Annotated in this window: 17 protein-coding genes and 1 tRNA gene; 10 read left to right on the top strand and 8 right to left on the bottom strand. The window is 69.7% G+C overall.

The features are described from left to right. Nucleotides 1-219 precede the first annotated feature (219 nt). Complete coding sequence (locus tag ACX80L_RS02325; RefSeq protein WP_459287418.1) at nucleotides 220-1,221, top strand: NHL repeat-containing protein; 1,002 nt, start codon at nucleotides 220-222, stop codon at nucleotides 1,219-1,221. A gap of 64 nt (nucleotides 1,222-1,285) precedes the next feature. Here ACX80L_RS02325 and ACX80L_RS02320 read toward each other — a convergent pair. The 5 genes from ACX80L_RS02320 to ACX80L_RS02300 all read right to left on the bottom strand — a co-directional run bounded on the left by ACX80L_RS02320 (nucleotide 1,286) and on the right by ACX80L_RS02300 (nucleotide 8,481). Continuing rightward, a tRNA-Pro gene (locus ACX80L_RS02320) sits at nucleotides 1,286-1,359 on the bottom strand. A 101-nt stretch (nucleotides 1,360-1,460) separates the two neighbouring features. Next, nucleotides 1,461-3,320, bottom strand: a complete 1,860-nt coding sequence (locus ACX80L_RS02315; RefSeq protein ID WP_133081201.1) for an ABC transporter transmembrane domain-containing protein — start codon at nucleotides 3,318-3,320, stop codon at nucleotides 1,461-1,463. Continuing rightward, entirely contained in the window at nucleotides 3,317-5,140 is a 1,824-nt protein-coding gene (locus tag ACX80L_RS02310) for an ABC transporter ATP-binding protein (RefSeq protein ID WP_459287416.1), read from the bottom strand. The genes ACX80L_RS02315 and ACX80L_RS02310 overlap by 4 nt, the downstream gene beginning before the upstream one ends. Before the next feature lie 109 nt (nucleotides 5,141-5,249). Next, nucleotides 5,250-6,152 carry a metallophosphoesterase gene (locus tag ACX80L_RS02305; RefSeq protein WP_459288074.1) on the bottom strand — a complete coding sequence of 301 codons (903 nt, stop codon included), beginning with the start codon at nucleotides 6,150-6,152 and terminating at the stop codon, nucleotides 5,250-5,252. Between the two features lie 46 nt (nucleotides 6,153-6,198). Next, nucleotides 6,199-8,481 (bottom strand): transglycosylase domain-containing protein, encoded by a 2,283-nt coding sequence (locus tag ACX80L_RS02300; protein WP_133081198.1) that lies wholly within the window; start codon nucleotides 8,479-8,481, stop codon nucleotides 6,199-6,201. Nucleotides 8,482-8,516: 35 nt separating this feature from the next. Here ACX80L_RS02300 and ACX80L_RS02295 point away from each other — a divergent pair, with 35 nt between their 5' ends. From ACX80L_RS02295 to ACX80L_RS02285, 3 genes are read left to right on the top strand one after another with little or no spacing between them, the layout of a single operon-like run. Next, nucleotides 8,517-8,672: a DUF4177 domain-containing protein gene (locus ACX80L_RS02295; RefSeq protein WP_087074509.1), complete on the top strand. Its 156-nt coding sequence runs from the start codon at nucleotides 8,517-8,519 to the stop codon at nucleotides 8,670-8,672. Between the two features lie 2 nt (nucleotides 8,673-8,674). Further along, nucleotides 8,675-9,163, top strand: a complete 489-nt coding sequence (locus tag ACX80L_RS02290) for a RidA family protein (RefSeq protein WP_459287414.1) — start codon at nucleotides 8,675-8,677, stop codon at nucleotides 9,161-9,163. 3 nt (nucleotides 9,164-9,166) lie between these two features. Then, on the top strand, nucleotides 9,167-10,081 hold the full coding sequence (locus ACX80L_RS02285) for an NUDIX hydrolase (RefSeq protein WP_133081196.1): 915 nt from the start codon (nucleotides 9,167-9,169) through the stop codon (nucleotides 10,079-10,081). Nucleotides 10,082-10,164: 83 nt separating this feature from the next. Here the strand turns inward: ACX80L_RS02285 and ACX80L_RS02280 are convergent, their stop codons facing one another. Then, nucleotides 10,165-10,842, bottom strand: coding sequence for a Crp/Fnr family transcriptional regulator (locus ACX80L_RS02280; RefSeq protein ID WP_087028341.1), 678 nt, complete (start codon nucleotides 10,840-10,842; stop codon nucleotides 10,165-10,167). A gap of 231 nt (nucleotides 10,843-11,073) precedes the next feature. On the opposite strand from ACX80L_RS02280, the gene ACX80L_RS02275 reads away from it, so the two are divergent. Next, nucleotides 11,074-12,285 (top strand): MarP family serine protease, encoded by a 1,212-nt coding sequence (locus ACX80L_RS02275; protein ID WP_133081195.1) that lies wholly within the window; start codon nucleotides 11,074-11,076, stop codon nucleotides 12,283-12,285. A gap of 45 nt (nucleotides 12,286-12,330) precedes the next feature. Beyond that, a complete protein-coding gene (locus ACX80L_RS02270) occupies nucleotides 12,331-13,071 on the top strand; it encodes a polysaccharide deacetylase family protein (protein ID WP_133081194.1) in 741 nt (246 codons plus the stop codon). A 15-nt stretch (nucleotides 13,072-13,086) separates the two neighbouring features. On the opposite strand, the gene ACX80L_RS02265 is transcribed toward ACX80L_RS02270, so the two are convergent. Then, on the bottom strand, nucleotides 13,087-14,064 hold the full coding sequence (locus ACX80L_RS02265; RefSeq protein ID WP_459287411.1) for a DUF2332 domain-containing protein: 978 nt from the start codon (nucleotides 14,062-14,064) through the stop codon (nucleotides 13,087-13,089). 239 nt (nucleotides 14,065-14,303) lie between these two features. On the opposite strand from ACX80L_RS02265, the gene ACX80L_RS02260 reads away from it, so the two are divergent. The 3 genes from ACX80L_RS02260 (at nucleotide 14,304) to ACX80L_RS02250 (ending at nucleotide 18,041) form a co-directional block, all read left to right on the top strand. Next, a complete protein-coding gene (locus ACX80L_RS02260) occupies nucleotides 14,304-15,998 on the top strand; it encodes an ABC transporter substrate-binding protein (protein ID WP_459287409.1) in 1,695 nt (564 codons plus the stop codon). Between the two features lie 100 nt (nucleotides 15,999-16,098). After that, the gene (locus ACX80L_RS02255) at nucleotides 16,099-17,103 is read left to right on the top strand and encodes an ABC transporter permease (RefSeq protein ID WP_133081191.1); all 1,005 of its coding nucleotides are present in this window, start codon (nucleotides 16,099-16,101) and stop codon (nucleotides 17,101-17,103) included. Beyond that, nucleotides 17,100-18,041 (top strand): ABC transporter permease, encoded by a 942-nt coding sequence (locus ACX80L_RS02250; protein WP_133081190.1) that lies wholly within the window; start codon nucleotides 17,100-17,102, stop codon nucleotides 18,039-18,041. Before ACX80L_RS02255 ends, ACX80L_RS02250 begins: the two co-directional genes overlap by 4 nt. A gap of 85 nt (nucleotides 18,042-18,126) precedes the next feature. Here the strand turns inward: ACX80L_RS02250 and ACX80L_RS02245 are convergent, their stop codons facing one another. Next, the gene (locus ACX80L_RS02245; RefSeq protein ID WP_459287407.1) at nucleotides 18,127-19,080 is read right to left on the bottom strand and encodes a DUF5996 family protein; all 954 of its coding nucleotides are present in this window, start codon (nucleotides 19,078-19,080) and stop codon (nucleotides 18,127-18,129) included. Between the two features lie 301 nt (nucleotides 19,081-19,381). On the opposite strand from ACX80L_RS02245, the gene ACX80L_RS02240 reads away from it, so the two are divergent. Further along, nucleotides 19,382-20,848 carry a reverse transcriptase family protein gene (locus ACX80L_RS02240; RefSeq protein ID WP_459287405.1) on the top strand — a complete coding sequence of 489 codons (1,467 nt, stop codon included), beginning with the start codon at nucleotides 19,382-19,384 and terminating at the stop codon, nucleotides 20,846-20,848. Nucleotides 20,849-20,853: the final 5 nt, after the last annotated feature.

Raw genomic sequence — 20,853 nt, 5'->3', positions numbered from 1 at the left:
CACTGGTAGACCAGAGTACCGGGAGACAGGCCGGGCGGTCCTTCACCGGGCGATCCGGGGACGATGGTCGCAACCGGAGCGTTATGGTTACGGCCCGTTCAGTTCAGGCCGGCACCGGGGCCCGGCCGCAGTTCACGATGATCGACGATCCCTTCCGACACAGCGCTGTGCGGAACCCGTGGAGGGCCGCTCCAGCGCCGGACCAACGAGGAGCACAGAGTGAGAACCACCACCAGGACCACATCCCATCCGTCGGCCTCCCGGCGGGGCACCGTACGCGCCGCCGCCGCCGTCCTCGCCATCGGCGCTCTCCTGCTGCCGGCCGCGGGGGCCGTCGCTGCACCGCCGTCGCCCGGACCGTCGTCGCAGAGCGCGTCGCACAGGCAGCAGGGCCTCAGCATCCCGTTGCCCGGCGCGTCGTCGGCCGAGGGGATCGCGGCGGGCAGGGGATCCACGTTCTACGCGGGCGACCTCGGCCTCGGGGACATCTTCCGCGGCGACATCCGCCGCGGAACGGCGGAACTGTTCATCGACGCGCCGGAGGGCAGGGCGGCCGTCGGCCTGAAGGCGGATGTGAGGAACGACCTGCTGTTCGTCGCGGGTGGCGGAACCGGCCATGCGTACGTCTACGACACGCGGACCGGAGCCACGGTGGCCGACGTCGAGCTGACCACGGGCAGCGCGTTCATCAACGACGTCACACTCACGAAGGACGGCGCCTACTTCACGAACTCGCGCAGCGCCGAACTCTACTTCCTCCCGGTCGGGAAGAAGGGAGCGCTCGGAGAGCCGCGCACCCTGCAGCTCAGCGGGCCGGCAGCGGAGGTCGCACCGGCACCGGCCTTCAACCTCAACGGGATCACCTCGGTGGACCGCGGCAGGACGCTGATCGTGGCGCACTCGGCCAACCAGGCGATCTACACCGTGGACCCGGAGACCGGGGCCAGCGCCGTCATCACGACAGCACCGCTGCCGAACGTCGACGGCATCCTCGCGAAGGGCGACACCGTCTACGCCGTCCAGAACCGGATCAACCAGGTCAGCAGGATCGACCTGGCGAAGGACCTCTCCGCCGGCGAGGTCGAGGAGGTCATCACGAGTCCGCTGTTCGACGTCCCCACCACGGTGGCGCTCTTCGGCAGCACCCTGGCGCTCGCCAACGCGAAGTTCGGGGCAGTGGATCCCGACGGGTACGAGGTCGTGACGGTCGGCGCACGCTGAACCGGGACCACGACGAGAAGGGCCCGCCGGCTTCCGCCGACGGGCCCTTCTGTGGTGACTACGGTCGGGGTGACAGGATTTGAACCTGCGACCTCGTCGTCCCGAACGACGCGCGCTACCAAGCTGCGCCACACCCCGGTGTCGCGGACGGAAGGCGGGAACCTCCCGAACAGCAACTGTCCAAGAATAGCCGAGGATGCGCGGCGAGGAAAACCGGGACCGCAGCCGCGGCCGGCTCCTCAGACGAGCGAGTCCTTCCAGGCCGCGTGCAGGGTCGCGAACCGGCCCGTACCGCCGATGAGTTCCGCGGGAGTCCCGTCCTCCACGACACGGCCGTCGTGCACCACGAGCACGCGGTCGGCGATCGCCACGGTGGACAGGCGATGCGCGATGATCAGCGCCGTCCGGTTGCCGAGGAGCTTCTGCAGGCCCTCCTGCACCAGTCGCTCGCTGGGGATGTCCAGCGAGGACGTCGCCTCGTCGAGGATGAGGACCGCGGGATCCGCGAGGAACGCCCGGGCGAAGCTGATGAGCTGGCGCTGGCCCGCGGACACGCGGCCGCCGCGCTTGTTGACATCGGTGTCGAAGCCCTCGGGGAGTTCGAGGATGAAGTCCTCCGCGCCCACGGCCCGGGCCGCCGCGACGATCTCCTCCCGCGTGGCCTCGGGCTTGCCGAGGGCGATGTTGTCCGCCACCGAGCCGCTGAAGAGGAACGCCTCCTGCGTCACCATGACGACGGCTCGCCGCAGGTCCTTCGGCGCGAGGTCCCGCAGGTCCACGCCGTCGAGCGTGAGTTCGCCCTCGGACACGTCGTAGAAGCGGGCGATGAGCTTCGCCAGCGTGGACTTGCCCGCACCCGTCTGTCCGACGAGCGCGACCGTCTGTCCGGCGCGGATGGACAGGTCCATGGTGGGCAGCACCACGGGTCCGGTCCCGTACCGGAACGCGACCTTCCGGAAGTCGATCGCACCGCGCGGATGCGGGAGCGCCACCGGGTTCTTCGGCGGGCGGACGGTCGGTACCTCCTCGAGCAGGCCGGAGACCTTCTCGAGCGCCGCGGCGGCCGACTGGAAGGAGTTGTAGAACATGGCCATCTGGTCCACCGGCTGGAAGAACCGCTTGCTGTAGAGCAGCAGGGCGAGCAGGGCGCCCACCTCGAGGGTGCCGCCGAGCACCCGGAAACCACCGAACACCAGCACGACGGCGACCGTCACATTGCCGATCAGCACGAGTCCGGGCTGGAAGACGCCGTTGAGGTTGATGGACCGGACGGTGACCCTGCGGTAATCCTCGGCCAGTTCGTCGTAGCGCCTCCCGTTGACCGCTTCGCGGCGGAAGGCCTTGACGGCGCGGATGCCGGTCATGGTCTCGATGAAGTGGACGATCAGCTTCGCCGAGACCACGCGGGACTCCCGGTACGCGATCTGGGAGTGTTTCTGGTACCAGCGGGCCAGGAGGAACATGGGGACGGCGGCCGCCAGGATCAGGAGGCCCGTCCGCCAGTCGAGGGCGAAGATGGTGGCCGCGGTGAACAGCATGAAGATGGCGCCCGAGGCGAGGGAGCTCACGCCCGAGTCGAGCAGTTCGCGCAGCGCCTCGAGATCGGAGGTCTGCCGCGAGATGATGCGTCCCGACGTGTACTTCTCGTGGAACTCGAGGCTCAGTCGCTGGGTGTGGCGGAACACGCGCACTCGGAGGTCCAGCAGCATGGCCTGGCTGAGCTGTGCGGTGGCCCGGACGTAGCCGGCCGTGAGGACGGAGGCGAGGACGGCGGCCAGCAGGTAGGTGCCGCCGGCGACCCAGAGCAGGAGCGGGTCGCCGTCGATCAGGGCCGGCAGCGCCCGGTCGATGCCGAAGGCGATGATGGCCGGGCCGGCCACCCGGGCGGCCTGCGAGATGACCACGAGCAGCACGGTCCAGACGAACTGGCGTCGGTTCGGCCGGATCAGGGACCCGAGCAGCCGGAAGGACCTCGAGCGGACCGATCTGCTCTGCGCGCGGTCGAGGAGGACGTCGTCCTCGTTGAGGACTCCGGCGGAGGTGGCGCCCTTCCCGTCCCTGGGCGGATCGCCCCCGGGGGTCGTCGTGGTGCGGCTCATGCCAGTGCCTCCTCGTCGTCGTGGTCGGACAGGACCGACCGTCCGAGCTGTGCGATCTCCTCGTCGTCGAGGCTTGCGATGACGTAGCGGTAGTGGTCGCTGCGCGCGAGGAGCTCCGAGTGGGTGCCGACGTCGGTGATGCGCCCGTCCTGCAGCAGGGCCACGCGGTCCGCCAGCGCGACCGTCGACGGCCGGTGCGCCACGATGAGCGTCGTGGTGGAGCCGAGGACGGCGCGCAGCCCCTCCTCGACGCGTTCCTCCGTGGCGACGTCGAGTGCCGAGAGCGGATCGTCGAGCACCAGCACGGTGGGCCGGGCCGCGATGGCCCGGGCGAGGGCGATCCGCTGGCGCTGGCCGCCGGACAGGCTGAGGCCCTCCTCGCCGATGAGGGTGTCGAGCCCCTCGGGCAGGTCGTAGGCGAACTGCGCCTGGGCGACCTCGAGTGCCTCGGCGAGCACGCTGTCGGCCTCCGTGCCCGTAGTGTCGGAGCCCATCAGGACGTTGTCGCGGACGGAGTTCGAGAAGAGCGTCGTGTCCTCGAAGGCCACCGCCACGAGGGTACGCAGCTCGGCGAGGGTGAGCTCGCGGAGGTCGACACCGTCGATGCTGATACTGCCGCCCGTGACGTCGTAGAGCCGGGGGACGAGCTGGAGGAGGGTGCTCTTCCCGCAGCCCGTGACGCCGACCAGTGCCATCGTCTCCCCGGCCCGCAGCGTCAGGTCGATGCCGTCCAGGACATCACCGGTGCCGTCCTGCGCGTCGGGGTAGCGGAAGTGGACGGCGTCGAACACCACGTCCCCCCGCGGCGCCTCGAGGTGTACCGGCTCGGCGGGATCGGTGATGGTGTTCTCGGACTCCATGACCTCGTAGTGCCGGTCGATCGCCGTCTTGGCCGTGAAGGTCATGGCGAGCAGCGGACCTATGAACTCGACGGGTCCGGCCACGGCGGCCGCCGTCGCGAAGAAGGCGACGAGCGCGCCGATGGACACGTCGCCGCTCGCGGCCAGCGTCACGCCCACCACCAGGGAGGCGCCGAGGGCGAGCTCGGGCAGCAGGGTGACCACCATGGAGAAGTTGGCGAGCGATCTCGCCTTGAAGATCTCCGTGCGGCGCAGCTCCTCGGCCTGCTCCTCGAAGTCCTCCAGCGCTTCACGGCTGCGCCCGAAGGCCTTGAGGACGCGGATGCCGTGGACGGATTCCTCGACCGTCGTGGCGAGGTCCCCGGCCTGGTCCTGGCTCTTGCGGGAGACGCGGCTGTAGGAGGTGCGGAAGCGGTAGCCGTACACCATGAGCGGCACGGCGGCTGCGACGAAGATCAGTGCCAGGGCCCAGCTGGTCAGGAACATGACGACCACGCCCATGACCACGGTCAGGGAGGTGACCACCAGCATGATGAGGCCGAAGGCCATCCACCGACGCATCAGGTTGAGGTCGCTCATCGCGCGGGAGAGCAGCTGCCCGCTGCCCCACCGGTCGTGGAACTCGATCGTCAGGTCCTGCAGGTGGCGGTAGAAGGACGTCCGCATGTTCGTCTCGACCGTCGTCGCCGGGGCGATGACGAACTGCCGGCGCAACGCGACGAACGTGGCTTCGAGGACGCCGAGGAGCAGGACGACGCCGGAGGCGATCCAGACGGTCCGGGCCGATCCTCCCTCCGCCAGCGCGTCATTGATGAGGACGCGCAGCACCTGGGGGATGGCGAGCGCCATGACGCTCGCCCCGAGGGCGCAGAGCAGGCCGAGGAGCAGCCGGGGGATGATGGGCCGGACGTGCGGATAGAGCCGTCCGAGCGATTCCCACAGTGTGTTCTGGTTCGTCATGCCAACTCTTCGGTGATCGGTGCTTGTTGGTGTCCTTCAGCAACCATCCTAGGCCAGGAGGGCTGTAACCCAGCTCACACGTCGGGAAGAAGCCGGCAGGATGCCGGGGCTAGCGGGCCGTCCGGGGAGTCAGCGTCAGCAGCACGGCTTCCGGCTTGCAGGCGAAGCGGACCGGAGCGAAGCGTGAGGTCCCGATGCCGGCCGACACGTTCAGTGGCACGGTGCGGCCGTCGGAGTCCCACTGGGTGAGACCGCGGGCACGCCAGGTGGGCAGATCACAGTTGCTGACGAGCGCCCCGTAGCCCGGGATGCACACCTGCCCGCCGTGCGTGTGGCCGGCCAGCATGAGATCGGCGCCGCCGGCGGTGAAGTAGTCCAGGACGCGCTGGTAGGGCGAGTGAGCGACGGCCACCCGGATGTGGGGAGCGTCCGCCGAGGTGCTGCTGCCCGGGGGGTAGGGCGCGTACCTGTCCCGGTCGAGGTGTGGATCGTCGACCCCCGTGAAGTCGATCCGCAGGTTCCCGAAGCCGACGGACTGGGACCTGTTGGTGAGGTCCACCCAGCCGGCTGCACCGAAGGCGCTGAACATGTCGGCCCAGGGCAGATCCTGCGCCTTCGACTTCTTCGGAGGGATCGACGGTCCCGCGAAGTACCGCAGCGGGTTCTTGAGGACCGGCGCGTAGTAGTCGTTGGATCCGGGTACGAACACGCCCGGGACCTTCAGGAGGGGCTCGAGCGCCTCGAGCAGCGGGCCGACGGCCTTCTTGGAACTGAGGTTGTCGCCCGTGTTGACCACGAGATCGGGATTCAGGCCGGCGAGGCTGTGCAGCCAGTCGGCCTTCGACTTCTGGCCGGGCACCATGTGGATGTCCGAGAGATGGAGGACCCGCAGGGGAGCGGCGCCCGGCGGCAGGATGGGTACCGTCTCCTCCCGGAGCTGGTACAGCGTGCGCTCGACAGCCGAGGCGTAGGCGAGGGTTGCGGCCGCGGCGGTCAGGGTGAGGCCTGCCATCCAGCCGAGCGGTGCCCCGCTCCGGGTTGTCTGAGTCGATTCCACGCTAGCCGTTGCCTCCGTTGCCGCTGTTGCCCGCTTGTCCTCCAGTGGTACCACCGGTGGTACCGCCAGTGCCAGTGCCACCGTTGTTGGTGCCGTTGTTGTTGCCCGAGTTCCGGCCGGGGTTCGTCGAGCGCTGGCCACTGATCATCCCGGCGGGCGGGTTGGCGAACGGCGCCCCCACGTACAGGCCGGGGATCTGCTGCATGAAACGCGCCCAGGACGGGGCCGCGATGAGCGAGCCGTCGATCTCCGGGTACACCTGCCCGCCGATCTCGAGTCCGCCGAGCGAACTGGTGTCTCCCTCGCCCTGCCAGTTGCCGACCCAGCTCGCGGTCACCATTCCGGAGTTGTAGCCCATGAACCAGGTCTGCGAACGCGCATCGTTGGTGCCGGTCTTGCCCGCCATGGGGATGTCCCCGTACTCCAGGAGCTGCCCGGAGCCGTTGGTCATGACGCGCTGCGTCGCGTAGTTCACGCCACGCGCCACGTCCGCGGCGATCTTGCGTTCGCAGGACACGGCGGGGACGGGGTAGCTCGTCCCGTCGATGGCCGTCACCTCGGTGAGGGCACGGGGATCGCAGACCACGCCTTCGTTGGCGAAGCCGGAGTAGGCCTTGGCCATGGACATGGGCGCGGCCTCACCGCCACCACCGATGAGCGAGGACGGCCCGAAGCCGAACGGGACCTCCTCACCCTCGGAGCTCTTCGCCTGGTGCACGCCGAGGTCGTAGCCGATGTCCCGGATGCGGCACAGGTCCAGCTGCTTGGCGCTCGCCATGGTGATGGTGTTCAGCGACTGGGCGAGACCGTCCAGCACGGTGGTGAACCGGTAGTTGATGTCGCCGTAGTTCTGCGGCGTGTAGCCGTCCTCCTCCTGGATCAGGAACTCCCCGCCCTGCGCGCAGCTCGCCTTCCACTTGTCGAACTGGCGGTAGGTCTTCTTGGTGCCGTCGAGGACCTGGTTGAGGCTCTTGCCGTTCTCGACCCAGGCCGCGACCGTGAAGGGCTTGTAGGTCGAACCGGGCTGGAAGCCGCCGCCGCCGCCCAGGCTCTTGCTCGGGTCCCCGCCGTCGAACTGGTCGACGTTGAAGTTGAGCACCGTGTTGCCCTGGGCCGCCTCGGGGTTGTAGCGGGTGTTCTGCGCCATCGACAGGATGTTGCCGGTCTTCGGATCCAGGCTCAGCATGGTGTGCCCCACCTTGCCGTCCGTGGTGTCGGGGTTCGCGGTCTCGGTCACGGCGGTCTGCGCGGCGTTCTGCACGCGGGGGTCCAGCGTGGTCTTGATGGTCAGGCCCGAGCGGTACAGGACCTTCCGGCGGGCATCCTCCGTGTCGCCGTAGGCGGGATCATTGAGGATCAGGTGCGTGACGTAGTCGCAGAAGTACGGAGCCTGCGCTGCGCCGACGCATCCGCTGAGGGTCGGGGAGATGGCGAGGCCGAGGTCCGTGGCGATGGCCGCGTCGTGTTCCTCCTGCGTGATCTTCCCGCGGGTGAGCATGGCGTCGATGACGAGGTTCCGGCGCTGCAGCGCACCCTCGGGGTTGGACTCGGGGCTGTACGCGCTCGGACCGTTGACGAGGCCGGCCAGCATCGCACTCTGCTGGATGTTGAGGTCCTTGGCGTCCACGTTGAAGAAGTATCGCGACGCCGCCTGCACGCCGTAGGTGGTGCCGCTGAACGGCACGATGTTGAGGTAGCCCTCGAGGATCTCGTCCTTGCTGAGCTCCTTCTCGACGGCGATGGCGAGCTTCATCTCGCGCAGCTTGTCGCCCACGGTCTTCCCGCCGCCGCTCAGCGTGATGGCTCCACCGTTCTGGCGGGCGGTGTCGATCAGGACGTTGTTGACGAACTGCTGCGTGATGGTCGACGCGCCACGGGAGGTGCCGTTCGAGACGTTGCTGGCGATCGCACCCAGGATGCCCTCGAGGTCGACGCCGCCGTGCTCGTAGTACCGGTAGTCCTCGATCGCGACCAGCGCGTCCTGCATGGTCGGCGAGACCTGGTCGAGCGTGACCGGCTGGCGGTTCTCCTCGTACAGGGTCGCGATCAGGGACCCGTCGGAGGCCACGATCTTCGTCGGCTGAGCGAGCGCCTCGCGCTCGAGCTCGGCCGGCAGTTCCTCGAAGAACTGGATGGACGCGGAAGCCCCCGTTCCTGCGGCAGCGGCCACGGGCACCAGGAGGCCCGCGGCGAGCACACCGGCGAGCGCACTGATCCCGAGGAATGCAATGATCTTGCCGAGGGTGGTTGCCGTGTCGAACAGGGGTGATTTGCGCGCAGCCATTATTCCAGTTTACAAGCACGCGCTAGGCTTTCCTCATGAAGAAATGGGAGTACTCTACGATTCCGCTCATCATCCACGCAACGAAGCAGATCCTCGACCAGTGGGGCGATGACGGATGGGAGCTCGTGCAGGTGGTTCCCGGACCCGACGGAAACGGTCTCGTGGCGTACCTCAAGAGGGAGAAGAGCTAGCAGTGTCCGCTGGAAATACCGCGGTTTCGGCGGTGGAGGCGCGCCTGGCGGACCTCGGGATCGCCCTTCCCGACGTGGTCCCGCCCGTGGCCACCTACGTCCCCGCCGTCGTCACGGGCAGCCATGTGTACACCTCCGGCCAGCTGCCCTTTATTGGGGGCAAACTTACAGCTTCGGGCAAGGTCGGTGCTGCTGACGGCGTCGACGCGGAGACCGCGGCCTCCCTCGCCGCCACCTGCGCGGTCAACGCCCTGGCCGCCATCAAGAGCCAGATCGGCGACCTGGACCGCATCACGCGGATCGTCAAGGTCGTGGGATTCGTGGCGTCCGATCCGTCCTTCACCGGCCAGCCCGGCGTCATCAACGGCGCCTCGGAGCTGCTCGGAGCAGTCCTCGGAGACGCAGGCGTCCACGCCCGGTCCGCCGTCGGCGTGGCCGTCCTCCCTCTCGACTCGCCCGTCGAGGTCGAGGTCATCGCGGAGTTCGTCTAGGCCGTGGACCGTCTCAGCACCCGGCTCTTCCCCGTCCATCCGGACCAGCGCACCGCGGCGGAGAGCTGGATCGAGCACGGGGAGCGCACGCCCCTGAAGGCCCGGCCGGCGTCGTCGGTGGTCCTCCTGCGCGACAGCGCGATCGGTACGGAGACCTACCTCTCCTATCGTCGCGGGCAGTCGCCCCTGGGCGTCATCGGGTTCCCGGGCGGGAGCATCGAGGAGTCCGACGACGACGACCTCCCGTGGTTCGGCCCTCCACCCTCGATGTGGGCGAAGACCCTCGGCGTCGACGACCACCGGATGGCCCGCCGGCACGTGCTGTGCGCCATCCGTGAACTGTTCGAGGAGACCGGGGTGCTGCTCGCCGGACCCGATGCCTCGTCGCTGGTGGAGGGTACGCAGGCCAAGGAGTGGATGAAGGCGCGCGAGGCGATCAACGAGGGCGAGTGCCGCTTCTCGGAGATCCTCACCCGACGGGGACTGGGCGTGCGCACCGACCTCATCAAGCCGCTCTCGCACTGGCTGACTCCGGACTTCGCGCACCGTCGCTTCGACACCCACTACTTCGCGGCGGCCCAGCCGGTGAACCAGGAGCCGAGCATCCTCGCGAGCAAAGGCGTCTGGGGCCAGTGGCGCTGGGCCGCGCAGGAGGTCGCGGACCGCGACACCACGAGGCTCGGCGACGAGGTGGGCCAGCCCAACACGGTGAACCGCACGCTCAGTGAACTAGCGGTGCCCGCGGTGGAGATCATCCTCGAGAAGATCGGTTCCTCCCGCGGCTGCATCGCCTACCTGTCGCACAAGCGCCCGGTGAAGATCTACCACCCGCAGCTCGCCGAACACGACGGCGACCTCATGCTGCAGGTCGAGTGCCCGAAGCTCAGCGAGGGCGGGTCCGTCCAGCGCGGGCGCTGACCGCCCGTCCGATGCACGACGAAGGCACCTGCCCGTGGGCAGGTGCCTTCGTCGTGCGGAGCCTTTTCCGTGCGGAGAGGTGATCAGCGGCTGCGCTGGCGCAGGCGCTGGATGTCCAGGATGACGACGGCGCGCGCCTCGAGGCGGAGCCAACCGCGCTGGACGAACTCCGCCAGGGCCTTGTTGACGGTCTCGCGCGACGCCCCGACGAGCTGTGCCAGTTCCTCCTGCGTGAGTTCGTGCGCGACGAGGATGCCGTCGGTCGCCGGGCGGCCGAAGCGGTCCGCCAGGTCGAGCAGGGCCTTGGCCACACGACCGGGGACGTCGGAGAACACGAGGTCCGCGAGCGATTCGTTGGTGCGGCGGAGGCGGCGCGCAAGGGCCTGCAGGAGCTGGGCCGAGACCTCGGGACGGGTCTCGAGCAGCGTACGGAGGTTCTCGTTCTTCAGGCCGGCGAGGCGCGTCTCCGAGACGGCCGTGGCCGTCGCGGTGCGCGGGCTCGGATCGAAGAGGGCCATCTCGCCGAACAGCTCGCCCGGACCGAGGATCGCGAGGAGGTTCTCCCGGCCGTCCTGGGCGGTGCGGCCGAGCTTGATCTTGCCGGAGACGATGAAGTACAGCTGGTCGCCCTGGTCGCCCTCGCGGAACACCGACGAACCGCGGGGGAGGTCCACCTCGATCAGCTCGTCCGTGAGTGCGGCGAAGACGTCGTCCCCCAGCGAAGCGAAGAGGGGCGCCCTGCGCAGTACCTCGATATCCATTGATTCTCCTGATGCGTCTCTTGTACGTCGTCCATGCGGCGGTCCGCGCTGTCCTCCGCCCTCCATCTTGCCGTACCGAAGCGGATGTGACGACTGATACACGCTCCGGTGACCCGTATTCCGGCTGGAGCACCCCGGTTCCCACGGTCCTCCCATGCTGCGCCGCTAGAATCGCTCGGAGCGTCGTGAGGAACGTAGCCCTCCGTCCACCATAGCCAGGGGAGAATATACGTGCCGGACTTCAGCCTCGCCGGGTTCACCCTCCTCGACGTCGTCCTGGTGCTGGTCCTCCTCGGTTACCTGGTGACGGGGCTCCGGAACGGGTTCCTCGTCACGCTCGGCGGCATCGCCGGATTCGTCGCAGGCGCGGTGGCCGCCTTCTTCGCAGTGCCCCTCGTCAGCGCCTGGGTGCCGGACAACCCCTGGCGCCTGATCGCGGTCATCGCCACCGTGATCGTCCTCATCATCGTGGGCCAGGCCGTCGGCTCCGCGCTCGGCGCCTCGATCCGCCGCTGGTCCGACTTCCCGCCGCTGCGGATCGTCGACCGCCTCCTCGGGGGCGTCGTGAACGTGGTCGTCGCCGCACTGGTCCTGTCGATGCTGGCCTTCAGCGTCGGGACGCTCGGCGTCCCGTTCCTGTCCCAGCAGCTGGCGTCCTCCCAGGTGATCCGCGGCATCGACACGGCGACGCCGGGGCCGGTGCGCTCGTGGCTGGCGCAGCTGCGGACCATCGCGGTCGACGACGGGATCCCCACCATCCTGGAGAGCGTCGGGCCCGTGACCCCGGCGGATGTGCCCGATGCGTCCGTCGATACTCCCGAGCTCGCTGCGGCCGCCGGTTCGGTGGTCCGGATCACCGGTACGGCCTTCCAGTGCGGCCAGAACCAGACCGGATCGGGTTTCGTCGTCGCGCCCGACCGGGTGGTCACGAACGCGCATGTCGTCGCCGGGGTGGACGAGCCCGTCGTCGAGGTCCCGGGCGCGGGAGCGCTGCCCGGTCGGGTGGTGCAGCTCGACACGGCCCGCGACATCGCCGTGATCGCCGTCGACGGCCTCGATGCCGCCGCGCTGCCGCTCGGCGACGACCTGGCCAACGGGACGACGGCGGCCTTCGCGGGCTACCCGGCGGGTGGCCCGTACCGGATCCAGCCCGCGAGCATCCAGGGACTCACCCCCGTCCTGGTGAACGACATCTACGGCGCGAATCCCCGGCCCCTGCAGGTGTACAGCCTCGCCGCGAACGTCCAGCAGGGGAACTCGGGAGGTCCGCTGCTCGACCTGCAGGGCCGGGTCACCGGCGTGGTCTTCGCGAAGTCCACCGCCGACGCGCCCGTCGGCTATGCGCTCTCGCTCGCGGAACTGCGTCCCATCGTCGAGAGCGCCGAGGGACTGCAGGACGCCGTCTCCGCAGGACAGTGCACGAGGGCCGACCAGGCCCGCTGATACGCTGACAGCCACACGTCGCTCTTCGACCAGGGGGGAACCGGTATGGCCAGCGAACGGGGTGCCCGCACCGGGCCGGCGCGCACGAAGACCCCACCGGTGTTCATGTACCACTCCATCAGCCCGTCGGACCAGCCGGATCCGTACCGGCTGCGGGTGCACCCGGACCGGCTGGACCGGCACCTGCGGTTGCTGCGGCGGTCGGGCCTGCGGGGAGTGTCCCTGTCGGAGCTGCTGAGGGCGGCGGACCGGGGGGAGGCGCGCGGCCTTGTCGGGCTCACCTTCGACGACGGCTACACCGACTACCTGGAGCACGCCCTCCCGATCCTCCAGCGGCACGGGATGACCAGCACCCTCTATGCGGTGGCCGGTCGCCTCGGTGGCGGCAACGAGTGGGACGACGGCCCGCGGCTCGGCCTGATGGATGCCGACCGTCTGCGCACCGTCGCCGCCGCCGGCCACGAGGTCGGCAGCCACACCATGACCCACCCCCACCTGCCCGGGGCCGATGCGGAGTCCCTGGCCGCGGAGATCGGCGGCAGCAGGACGGTCCTGCAGGACATCCTGCAGGCCGACGTCGTGAGTTTCTGCTATCCCTACGGCGAGTTCGACGACGCCGCCGCGGATGCCGTCCGTGCCGCCGGCTACGACCACGGCTGCGTGATCGGCGACTACGACCCGGGTGACCGGTTCACCCTGCCGCGCTGCTACGTCAGCCCTCGTGACACGGGCGCGCATCTGGTGGCACGCATGGCGCGGCACGCGGTGCGCCTGCGCCTGCGCTGACGACGTCCCTCCGGGCTACAGCCACTCGATGGACTGCCCGTGCGGTCCGGTGCGCGCGATCGTGACGCCGTTGTGCTGCAGCACGAACCGTCCGTCCTCCTCACCGGGCGCCTTCTCCATCGCGTCGGGCACACCGGCGAGTGTGCCGTAGCCCTCGTGCGACAGCCAGTGCACCGGACGCTCCCGGTGCGCGGCGAGCCGCATCATCGTGTCCCGGAAGCGGTCCCGCCCCGCCCGGTCGAGGTAGGCGAGCACGGCGCTGTGGAACACGACGACGACGGCGTCCGACGGTGCACGGGCGACGAGCGGCAGGATCTGCTCGTTCAGGTCCCCGCGGATGAGCAGCGGCGGTTCCGCCCGGACGACGCCGAGGGCCGCGCGGAGGCGTTCGGCACGGAAGCGGTGCTCCGGCCAGACGAGTGCCTCGAGCCAGCGGACGTCGTCGTCGTCCCCCGCATCGAGCGGATTCAGGTCGATCCCCGCCCGCCAGACGACCTCGGGCAGCGACGACGGCACGGGCACGGGGCCTGCCACCGTGCAGTCCAGCGGCGGTACCGGGGACCCGCCGGGCGGCTGCAGGGAGGGCCCGGGGGAGTAGGAGTAGGCGTAGCGGTCGGGGTACAGGCAGGCTCCGGCGGAGGCGCCGACCTCGACCAGAGCGAGCGGCCTGCCCTCGTCGGCGCTGATCGCCGCCAGGGACGGCAGCAGGACAGCGCACCTGCCGGCCTCGTTGGTCTGGGTGGCACGCGTCTCCATCACGGAGCGGATGGCGTCCCAGGAATCGAGCACGAAGGACCGGAAGGCGGCGTAGTCCCCGAGCGGGACGCCGACGAATCGCGCTGCTCCGAGGAACAGGACGGGCTGGCGGCGTGCCGGAGGGAGCGTGTCCAGCAGGGCGAGGAGTTCGCCGTCGCCGCTGACGCCCATGCACCACGCGTCGTACAGCGGCGAGTAGCCCCGCGTCTCGACCTCCGCGAAGCTGCGATAACGCACGGATGTTGCAGTATCTGTTCCAGCCATCGGTCCTCCGGTTTCAGGCACGTTTCGCGCGGGTATCGCCGGTCCGGTCCGTCGCACGCGATGCCAAATCGTAACCACCGATGCTCCCGAAATGCCGCCGGCGGCCCCGCCGGAAGTTAGGCTCGTCACACGGATCAGCGCGTTCGCCGCTGTGGTCCCCATGGATACCGGTCACATCCGGTAGGAATCACTCGTTCACCAGGGAGCAACACATGTCCAACCGAGGCACATCCGTGCGCGGCGCAGGTTTCGCGAGGAAACGCGCTGCGCTCACCGCAGGATTCTCCATCGCCGCACTCCTCCTGACCGGCTGCGTCCAGAGCCAGCGCGAGGAGAACACCGGCACCGAGGGCGAGGCCGCCGTCGACTCCACCTTCGTCTTCGCCGCGTCCTCCGATCCCAAGTCGCTCGATCCCGCCTTCGCCAGCGATGGCGAGTCCTTCCGCGTCAGCCGCCAGATCTTCGAGGGCCTGGTCGGCGTCGAGCCGGGCACCGCCGACCCCGCTCCGCTGCTCGCTGAGTCCTGGGAGACGGCCGAGGACGGCCTGTCCACGGTGTTCCAGCTCAAGGAAGGCGTCACCTTCCACGACGGCACGCCCTTCAACGCGGAAGCCGTGTGCTTCAACTTCGACCGCTGGTACAACTGGACCGGCATCCAGCAGGCCGAGACGACGTCGTACTACTACGGTTCCCTGTTCCGCGGGTTCGCGGACAGCCCCGAGAACGCCGTCTACGAGTCCTGCGAGGCCAACGGGGACAATGAAGTCACCGTCAACCTGGCCAAGCCGTTCGCCGGATTCATCGCCGCGCTGTCGCTGCCGGCCTTCGCCATGCAGAGCCCGACCGCTCTCGAGGAGTTCACCGCCGACGAGATCGGCGGCACCGCGGAGGCTCCCTCGCTGAGCGAGTACGCCCTCGGCCACCCCGTGGGAACCGGGCCGTTCAAGTTCGACTCCTGGGACGTCGGACAGCAGCTCGAGATCTCGATCTTCGACGACTACTGGGGCGAGAAGGGCCAGATCACCAAGACGATCTTCCGCATCATCGACGACCCCCAGGCACGCCGCCAGGCACTCGAGGCCGGTGACATCGACGGCTACGACCTCGTGGCTCCCGCCGACACGCAGTCGCTCAAGGACGCCGGCTACAACATCACGCCGCGCGATCCGTTCACCATCCTCTACCTGGGCATGAACCAGGCCGTCCCCGAGCTGAAGGATCCGAAGGTCCGCGAGGCCATCGCCCACGCGATCGACAAGGATGCCCTCGTCTCGCAGACGCTGCCCGAGGGAACGAAGGTCGCCACCCAGTTCATCCCCGAGGTCGTCGACGGCTACAACGAGGACGTCACGACGTACGACTACGATCCCGAGCGTGCGAAGGAACTCCTGGCCGAGGCCGGCTTCCCCGACGGCTTCGACGTCACCTTCAACTACCCGACGAACGTCTCCCGCCCGTACATGCCCACGCCCGAGCAGGTCTTCACCAACCTGCAGGCACAGCTGAGCGAGGTCGGCATCACGGTCAACCCGGCGCCCGCCGCCTGGTCGCCCGACTACCTGAACCAGGTCCAGGGCACCCCGGACCACGGCCTGCACCTGCTGGGGTGGACCGGCGACTACAACGACACCGACAACTTCATCGGCGTCTTCTTCGGCCAGGAGAAGCTGGAATTCGGCTTCGACAACCCCGAGCTGTTCGCGGCCCTCGACGAAGCCCGTGGCACCAGCGACCGCGACCAGCAGACGGAGATGTACAAGGAGATCAACGAGCAGATCGCCGAGTTCAACCCGGCCATCCCGCTCGCCCACCCCGCTCCCTCGCTGGCCTTCGCGCCCCGCGTCACCTCCTACCCGGCGAGCCCCGTCAATGACGAGGTCTTCACCGACATCGAGCTGAGCGAGTAGCAGCAGTACCCGTGTGGAGCCGGTCCCGGTGTCGGGGCCGGCTCCACACTGCTGTACTACCCCTGTCCGGCTGAAGCCGGTCCACCCGGAAGGATCCTGAGTGTTACGCGTCATCGGTAAGCGGCTAGCCCTGCTCGTACCCACCCTGTTCGGACTGTCCATCCTCCTGTTCCTGTGGGTACGCAGCCTCCCCGGCGGTCCGGCCACCGCCCTGCTCGGCGAGAAGGCGACGCCCGAGGCCATCGCCCGCGTCAACGAGCTGTACGGCTTCGACCGCCCCCTGCTCACCCAGTACCTCACTTACATGGGCAGGCTGCTCCGGGGCGACTTCGGCGTCTCCATCAACACCGGGCGCCCGGTGCTCGAGGAGTTCGCCACCCGCTTCCCCGCGACGCTCGAACTCACCGTCATCGCACTCATCTTCGCGATCGGCGTCGGTGTCCCGCTCGGCTACCTGGCCGCGCGGTACTACGGCCGGTTCCTCGACCACAGCTCCGTGGTCCTGAGCCTCATCGGCATCACCGTGCCCGTCTTCTTCCTGGCCTTCATCCTCAAGTACCTGTTCGCCATCCAGTGGTCCCTGCTGCCGCCCGACGGCCGGCAGGACCCGCGCATCGACGCGACGCACTACACACAGTTCTACGTGCTCGACGGACTGCTCACGGGCGAGTACGACGCCGCGTGGGACGCGTTCCTGCACCTCATCCTGCCGGGGCTGGCCCTCGGGACCATCCCGCTGGCGATCATCGTCCGCATCACGCGCGCCTCGGTCCTCGAGGTGCAGAACGCGGACTACGTCCGCACGGCCCGCGCCAAGGGCCTGATGGAACGCACCATCCGCGGCAGCTTCATCCTGCGGAACGCCATGCTCCCCGTCGTGACGACCATCGGCCTGCAGTTGGGCCTGCTCATCTCGGGGGCGGTCCTGACGGAGACGGTCTTCGCCTTCAACGGCATCGGCCGGTTCCTGCGCGACGCGATCTTCGGCCTGGACTACCCCGTGCTTCAGGGCTTCATCATCTTCATCGCGATCCTGTACGCCCTGATCAACCTGATCGTCGACCTGTCCTACTCCGTCATCGACCCGAGGGTGCGTGTGCAATGAGTACCATCCTGCCTCCCGCCGCCGGCGGTTCAGCGGCCCCGAACGATCCCGCCATCGACACCGGTCGGGGCACCGGCCTGTGGAAGGACGCCTTCCTCCGCCTGCGCAGGAACCCGCAGGCGATCGTCGGTGCCGTCATCATCGGCCTCTTCCTGCTCGTGGCCGTCCTCGCGCCCATCCTGGCGCCGTACGGCGGCGACGAGCTGCCGGGTCGCACCTCCATCACGCCCACCACCATCCCCGGTCCCGGTGAGATCGACGGCTTCCCGCTGGGCCTCGACCGGTTCGGCGGGGACGTGCTCAGCAAGCTCATCTGGGGCGCCCAGGCGTCACTGCTGATCGGTGTCGTCTCGACGGCGCTCGGCCTGGCGGGCGGCATGCTGCTCGGCGTCCTGGCCGGCGGGCTCGGTGGCTGGGTGGACAACGTCATCATGCGCTTCGTGGACATCCTGCTGTCCGTCCCCAACCTGCTGCTCGCCGTCAGCATCGCCGCGGTGCTCGGCCAGAGTTCCTACGCCATCATGATCGCGATCGGCGTCTCGCAGATCCCGATCTTCGCGAGGCTCCTGCGGTCCTCCATGCTGTCGCAGCGGGGGGCGGACTACATCCTGGCGGCCCAGACCCTCGGGCTCAGCCGCCGGACCATCACCATGAGCCACCTCCTGCCGAACAGCATGGGACCGGTGATCGTGCAGGCGACGCTCACGCTCGCGACGGCCGTGATCGACGCGGCGGCGCTGTCGTTCCTGGGCCTCGGTGGCGGCCTGCCCCAGGCCGCCGAGTGGGGGCGCATGCTCACCTACGCCCAGGCGGAACTCGCGGTAGCTCCGCAGCTCGCCTTCCTGCCCGGTGCATGCATCGCCATCACGGCACTGGGCTTCACCCTTCTGGGGGAATCGCTGCGCGAGGCCCTCGATCCGAAGACCCGGAGGAAGTAGCGACCGCTTCCCGGTGCATCAGCGGCCATCACCCCTCGGGGCGGTGGCCGCTGCCGGTTCCGGGGCAGGCGGGCCAAAGGCCCTCCTAGCGGGCGTGCCGGTCCAGTCGGTGCGGGTCGATGAGCAGGTCGGGGTCCCACCCACCTGTGGCCGCCGCGGCCCGGTAGGTGGCCCGCAGGAACCGCAGCAGCGTGGCATCCGGGTCCTCGCTGGTGCGCACGGCCTCGTAGGGCAGCAGGAACTGGCGGAACTCGGTGCTGTAGTAGGCGCCGTCGACGTCGATGACGGCATCGCGGTACCCCTCGGGCTCGGGGTAGGCATAGGAGTAGAAGGCGCCCTCCTCGCCGCCGCCGGGCCAGAACCCGCAGCTGGAGAGCTCGTGCGAGTAGCCCTCCTGCATGACCCAGTCGGCGCAGTTCGGCGCACCGCCCGGATGGATGGGGGCAGGACGTCCGGTGAAGCGCGTGCAGGCAAGGTCCATGGCACCCCAGAAGAAGTGCACGGGGCTCACCTTGCCGAGGAACTCGGCGCGGAAGCGCGTGAGGACCCGTTCCGCCTGGATGAGCTGCCGCCAGAACGCGTTCACCGCCGCTGCGTCGTAGGACGCGTGGTGGTGGTCCTCGGCGAAGGGTACGGCGGGATCCACCTCCGTGGGCACGGCCCGGATCGGTGCGTCGATGCCGAGCTCGGCCAGTGCCGCCATGGTCCGTGCGTGGAACTCCGCCACCGACTGCGGCTCGAGCGGCACGCTGCGGTCCCCGCCGGAACTGCTGCGCACCACCAGGCGGTGCGCCACGACGTCGGCCTCGATGTCGAACATCCCGTCCCCGTAGGGGACGGCGGAGGTGCCGAGCCCGCGCGGCGTCACGTAGAGCGGCACCTGCCACCAGTGGTTGACCAGCGGGGCGTGCGCCATGCGGATCTTGCCGACCACCTGGAGCCACATGTGCAGTGTCGCCTGCGTGTCCTGCCAGTCCGCGACGCGTAGCGCCGGCCAACCCGACGCCGTCGTCGTTCCCGTGATCACCTGGTCGCTCATGCTGCTCCTCCGCCTCGTCGTGTGCGGCCAATCTATGCGCCCTACCCGCGCTGGTACAGGCCATGACGGTTCGTGGCGCTTGCTAGGGTGGCATCCGACGGATCCCGGCCGAGGCGGAACACGTACGCAGTGCGCGTTCCTCTCCGGGGTCACCCCGGGGCACGCAGACCGACCAGCACAGGGCGCCTCAGGCGCCTGACTGCGCTCCGCGCAGCTCAGCGCCCGAACAGAAGGACAGGTCGGCCGGGATCCGTCGCGCTGTCGCACACCGGTGCGGCGACGCCCAGGCGGAGGGGGAGCCATGGACGACACCGAATCCCTGCCGGACGACGGCGGATCCTTCCCTGCCCGGGGCGGCCCGGACCGGGCCAGCCGTGGGACGGCGGCGGCCAGGACGCTCGCACGGACGCCTGCGCCCGGCGGTCCGGGACTCGCGTTCCTCCTCGCGGGGGCATTCCTGACCGCGCCCGCCTGGCAGCGCGAGGACCTCCTGGACGCCGGTGCCGCCGTCCTCGGGAGCCGGCGGCGCTGGTTGGGGCCGCTCGTCCGCGCCGTGCTCGCCGGCTACCCGCGGCGGCCCGACGGCGCTCCGCGTGAGCTCGCCCGCTGGATCCGCGCCCAGCCGGTCTTCACGGACGCGATCGGGCGAGCGGCCGCGAGGGGCGTTCCGATCACCCCGGCCCGGTACCTGACCGCAGGCGCCCCGGAGGAGGGGCACCGCCCATCCCGCGTGGACCTCGGGACGGGGGCGCCGGCAGCACCGGGCGCCGGGGACCTGGGTCGGCTCGCGCGGGAGCTCAGGCTGACACCGGGCGAGCTCGACTGGTTCGCCGACACCCGGTCCTGGAACCGGCGCGCACCGAGCCAGGCACTCCGCCACTACCGCTACGAGTGGCGTTCGCGCCCGGGACGTGTCCCGCGGCTCCTGGAGGTCCCCGGGATCCGCCTGCGCACCGTGCAGCGCCGGGTGCTCGGTCTCGTCCTCGCCCCGATCCCCCTGCACCCCGCCGCCCACGGGTTCGTCCCGGGACGCAGCGCGAGGACGGGTGCGGCCCTGCATGCCGGGATGGACGTCGTCATCTCCCTGGACCTCGTCTCCTTCTTCGCGCACGTGTCACCGGGCCGGATCTTCGGTGTGCTGCGGCAGGCGGGCTGCCCCGAGGCCACCGCGCACGTACTCACCGGACTCTGCACCCACTCCGTCCCCGAGGCTGTCCTGCGGGCCATGCCCGGCGGCGGCACTCCGGAGGAGCGCTTCGCACTCGCCCGGGCCCTGCGTGCCGCACACCTCCCGCAGGGCGCGCCGTCCTCACCCGCCCTCGCCAACCTCGCGGTGCGGCGGCTCGATTCCCGGCTGGCGGGCTGGGCGGAGGCAGCCGGTGGCACGTACACGCGCTACGCGGACGACCTCGCCTTCAGCGGCCCGGCCGGCCTCGCCCGCCGGGCGGACGCCTTTCTCCGGGGTGCCGAGCGCATCGTCGCGGCCGAGGGCCACGAGGTGAACAGGCACAAGACCCGCGTCCGCAGCGCGGCGACACGGCAGACCGTGACGGGCGTCGTCGTCAATGCGCATCCGAACGTGGCACGGGCCGACTACGACGCCCTCAAGGCGACCCTGTACAACTGCCTCGTCCACGGTCCGGAGTCGCAGCGACGCGGCCAGGCCGACTTCCGCGCACACCTCGGCGGGCGCATCTCCTGGGTGGAGTCCCTCAACCCGCTGCGCGGCCGCAAGCTCCGGGAGGCCTTCGACCGCATCGGCTGGTGACGGCT

Source organism: Arthrobacter sp. MDT1-48-3 (genome assembly GCF_054511015.1).
This window is presented reverse-complemented; position numbering and strand designations above follow the sequence as displayed.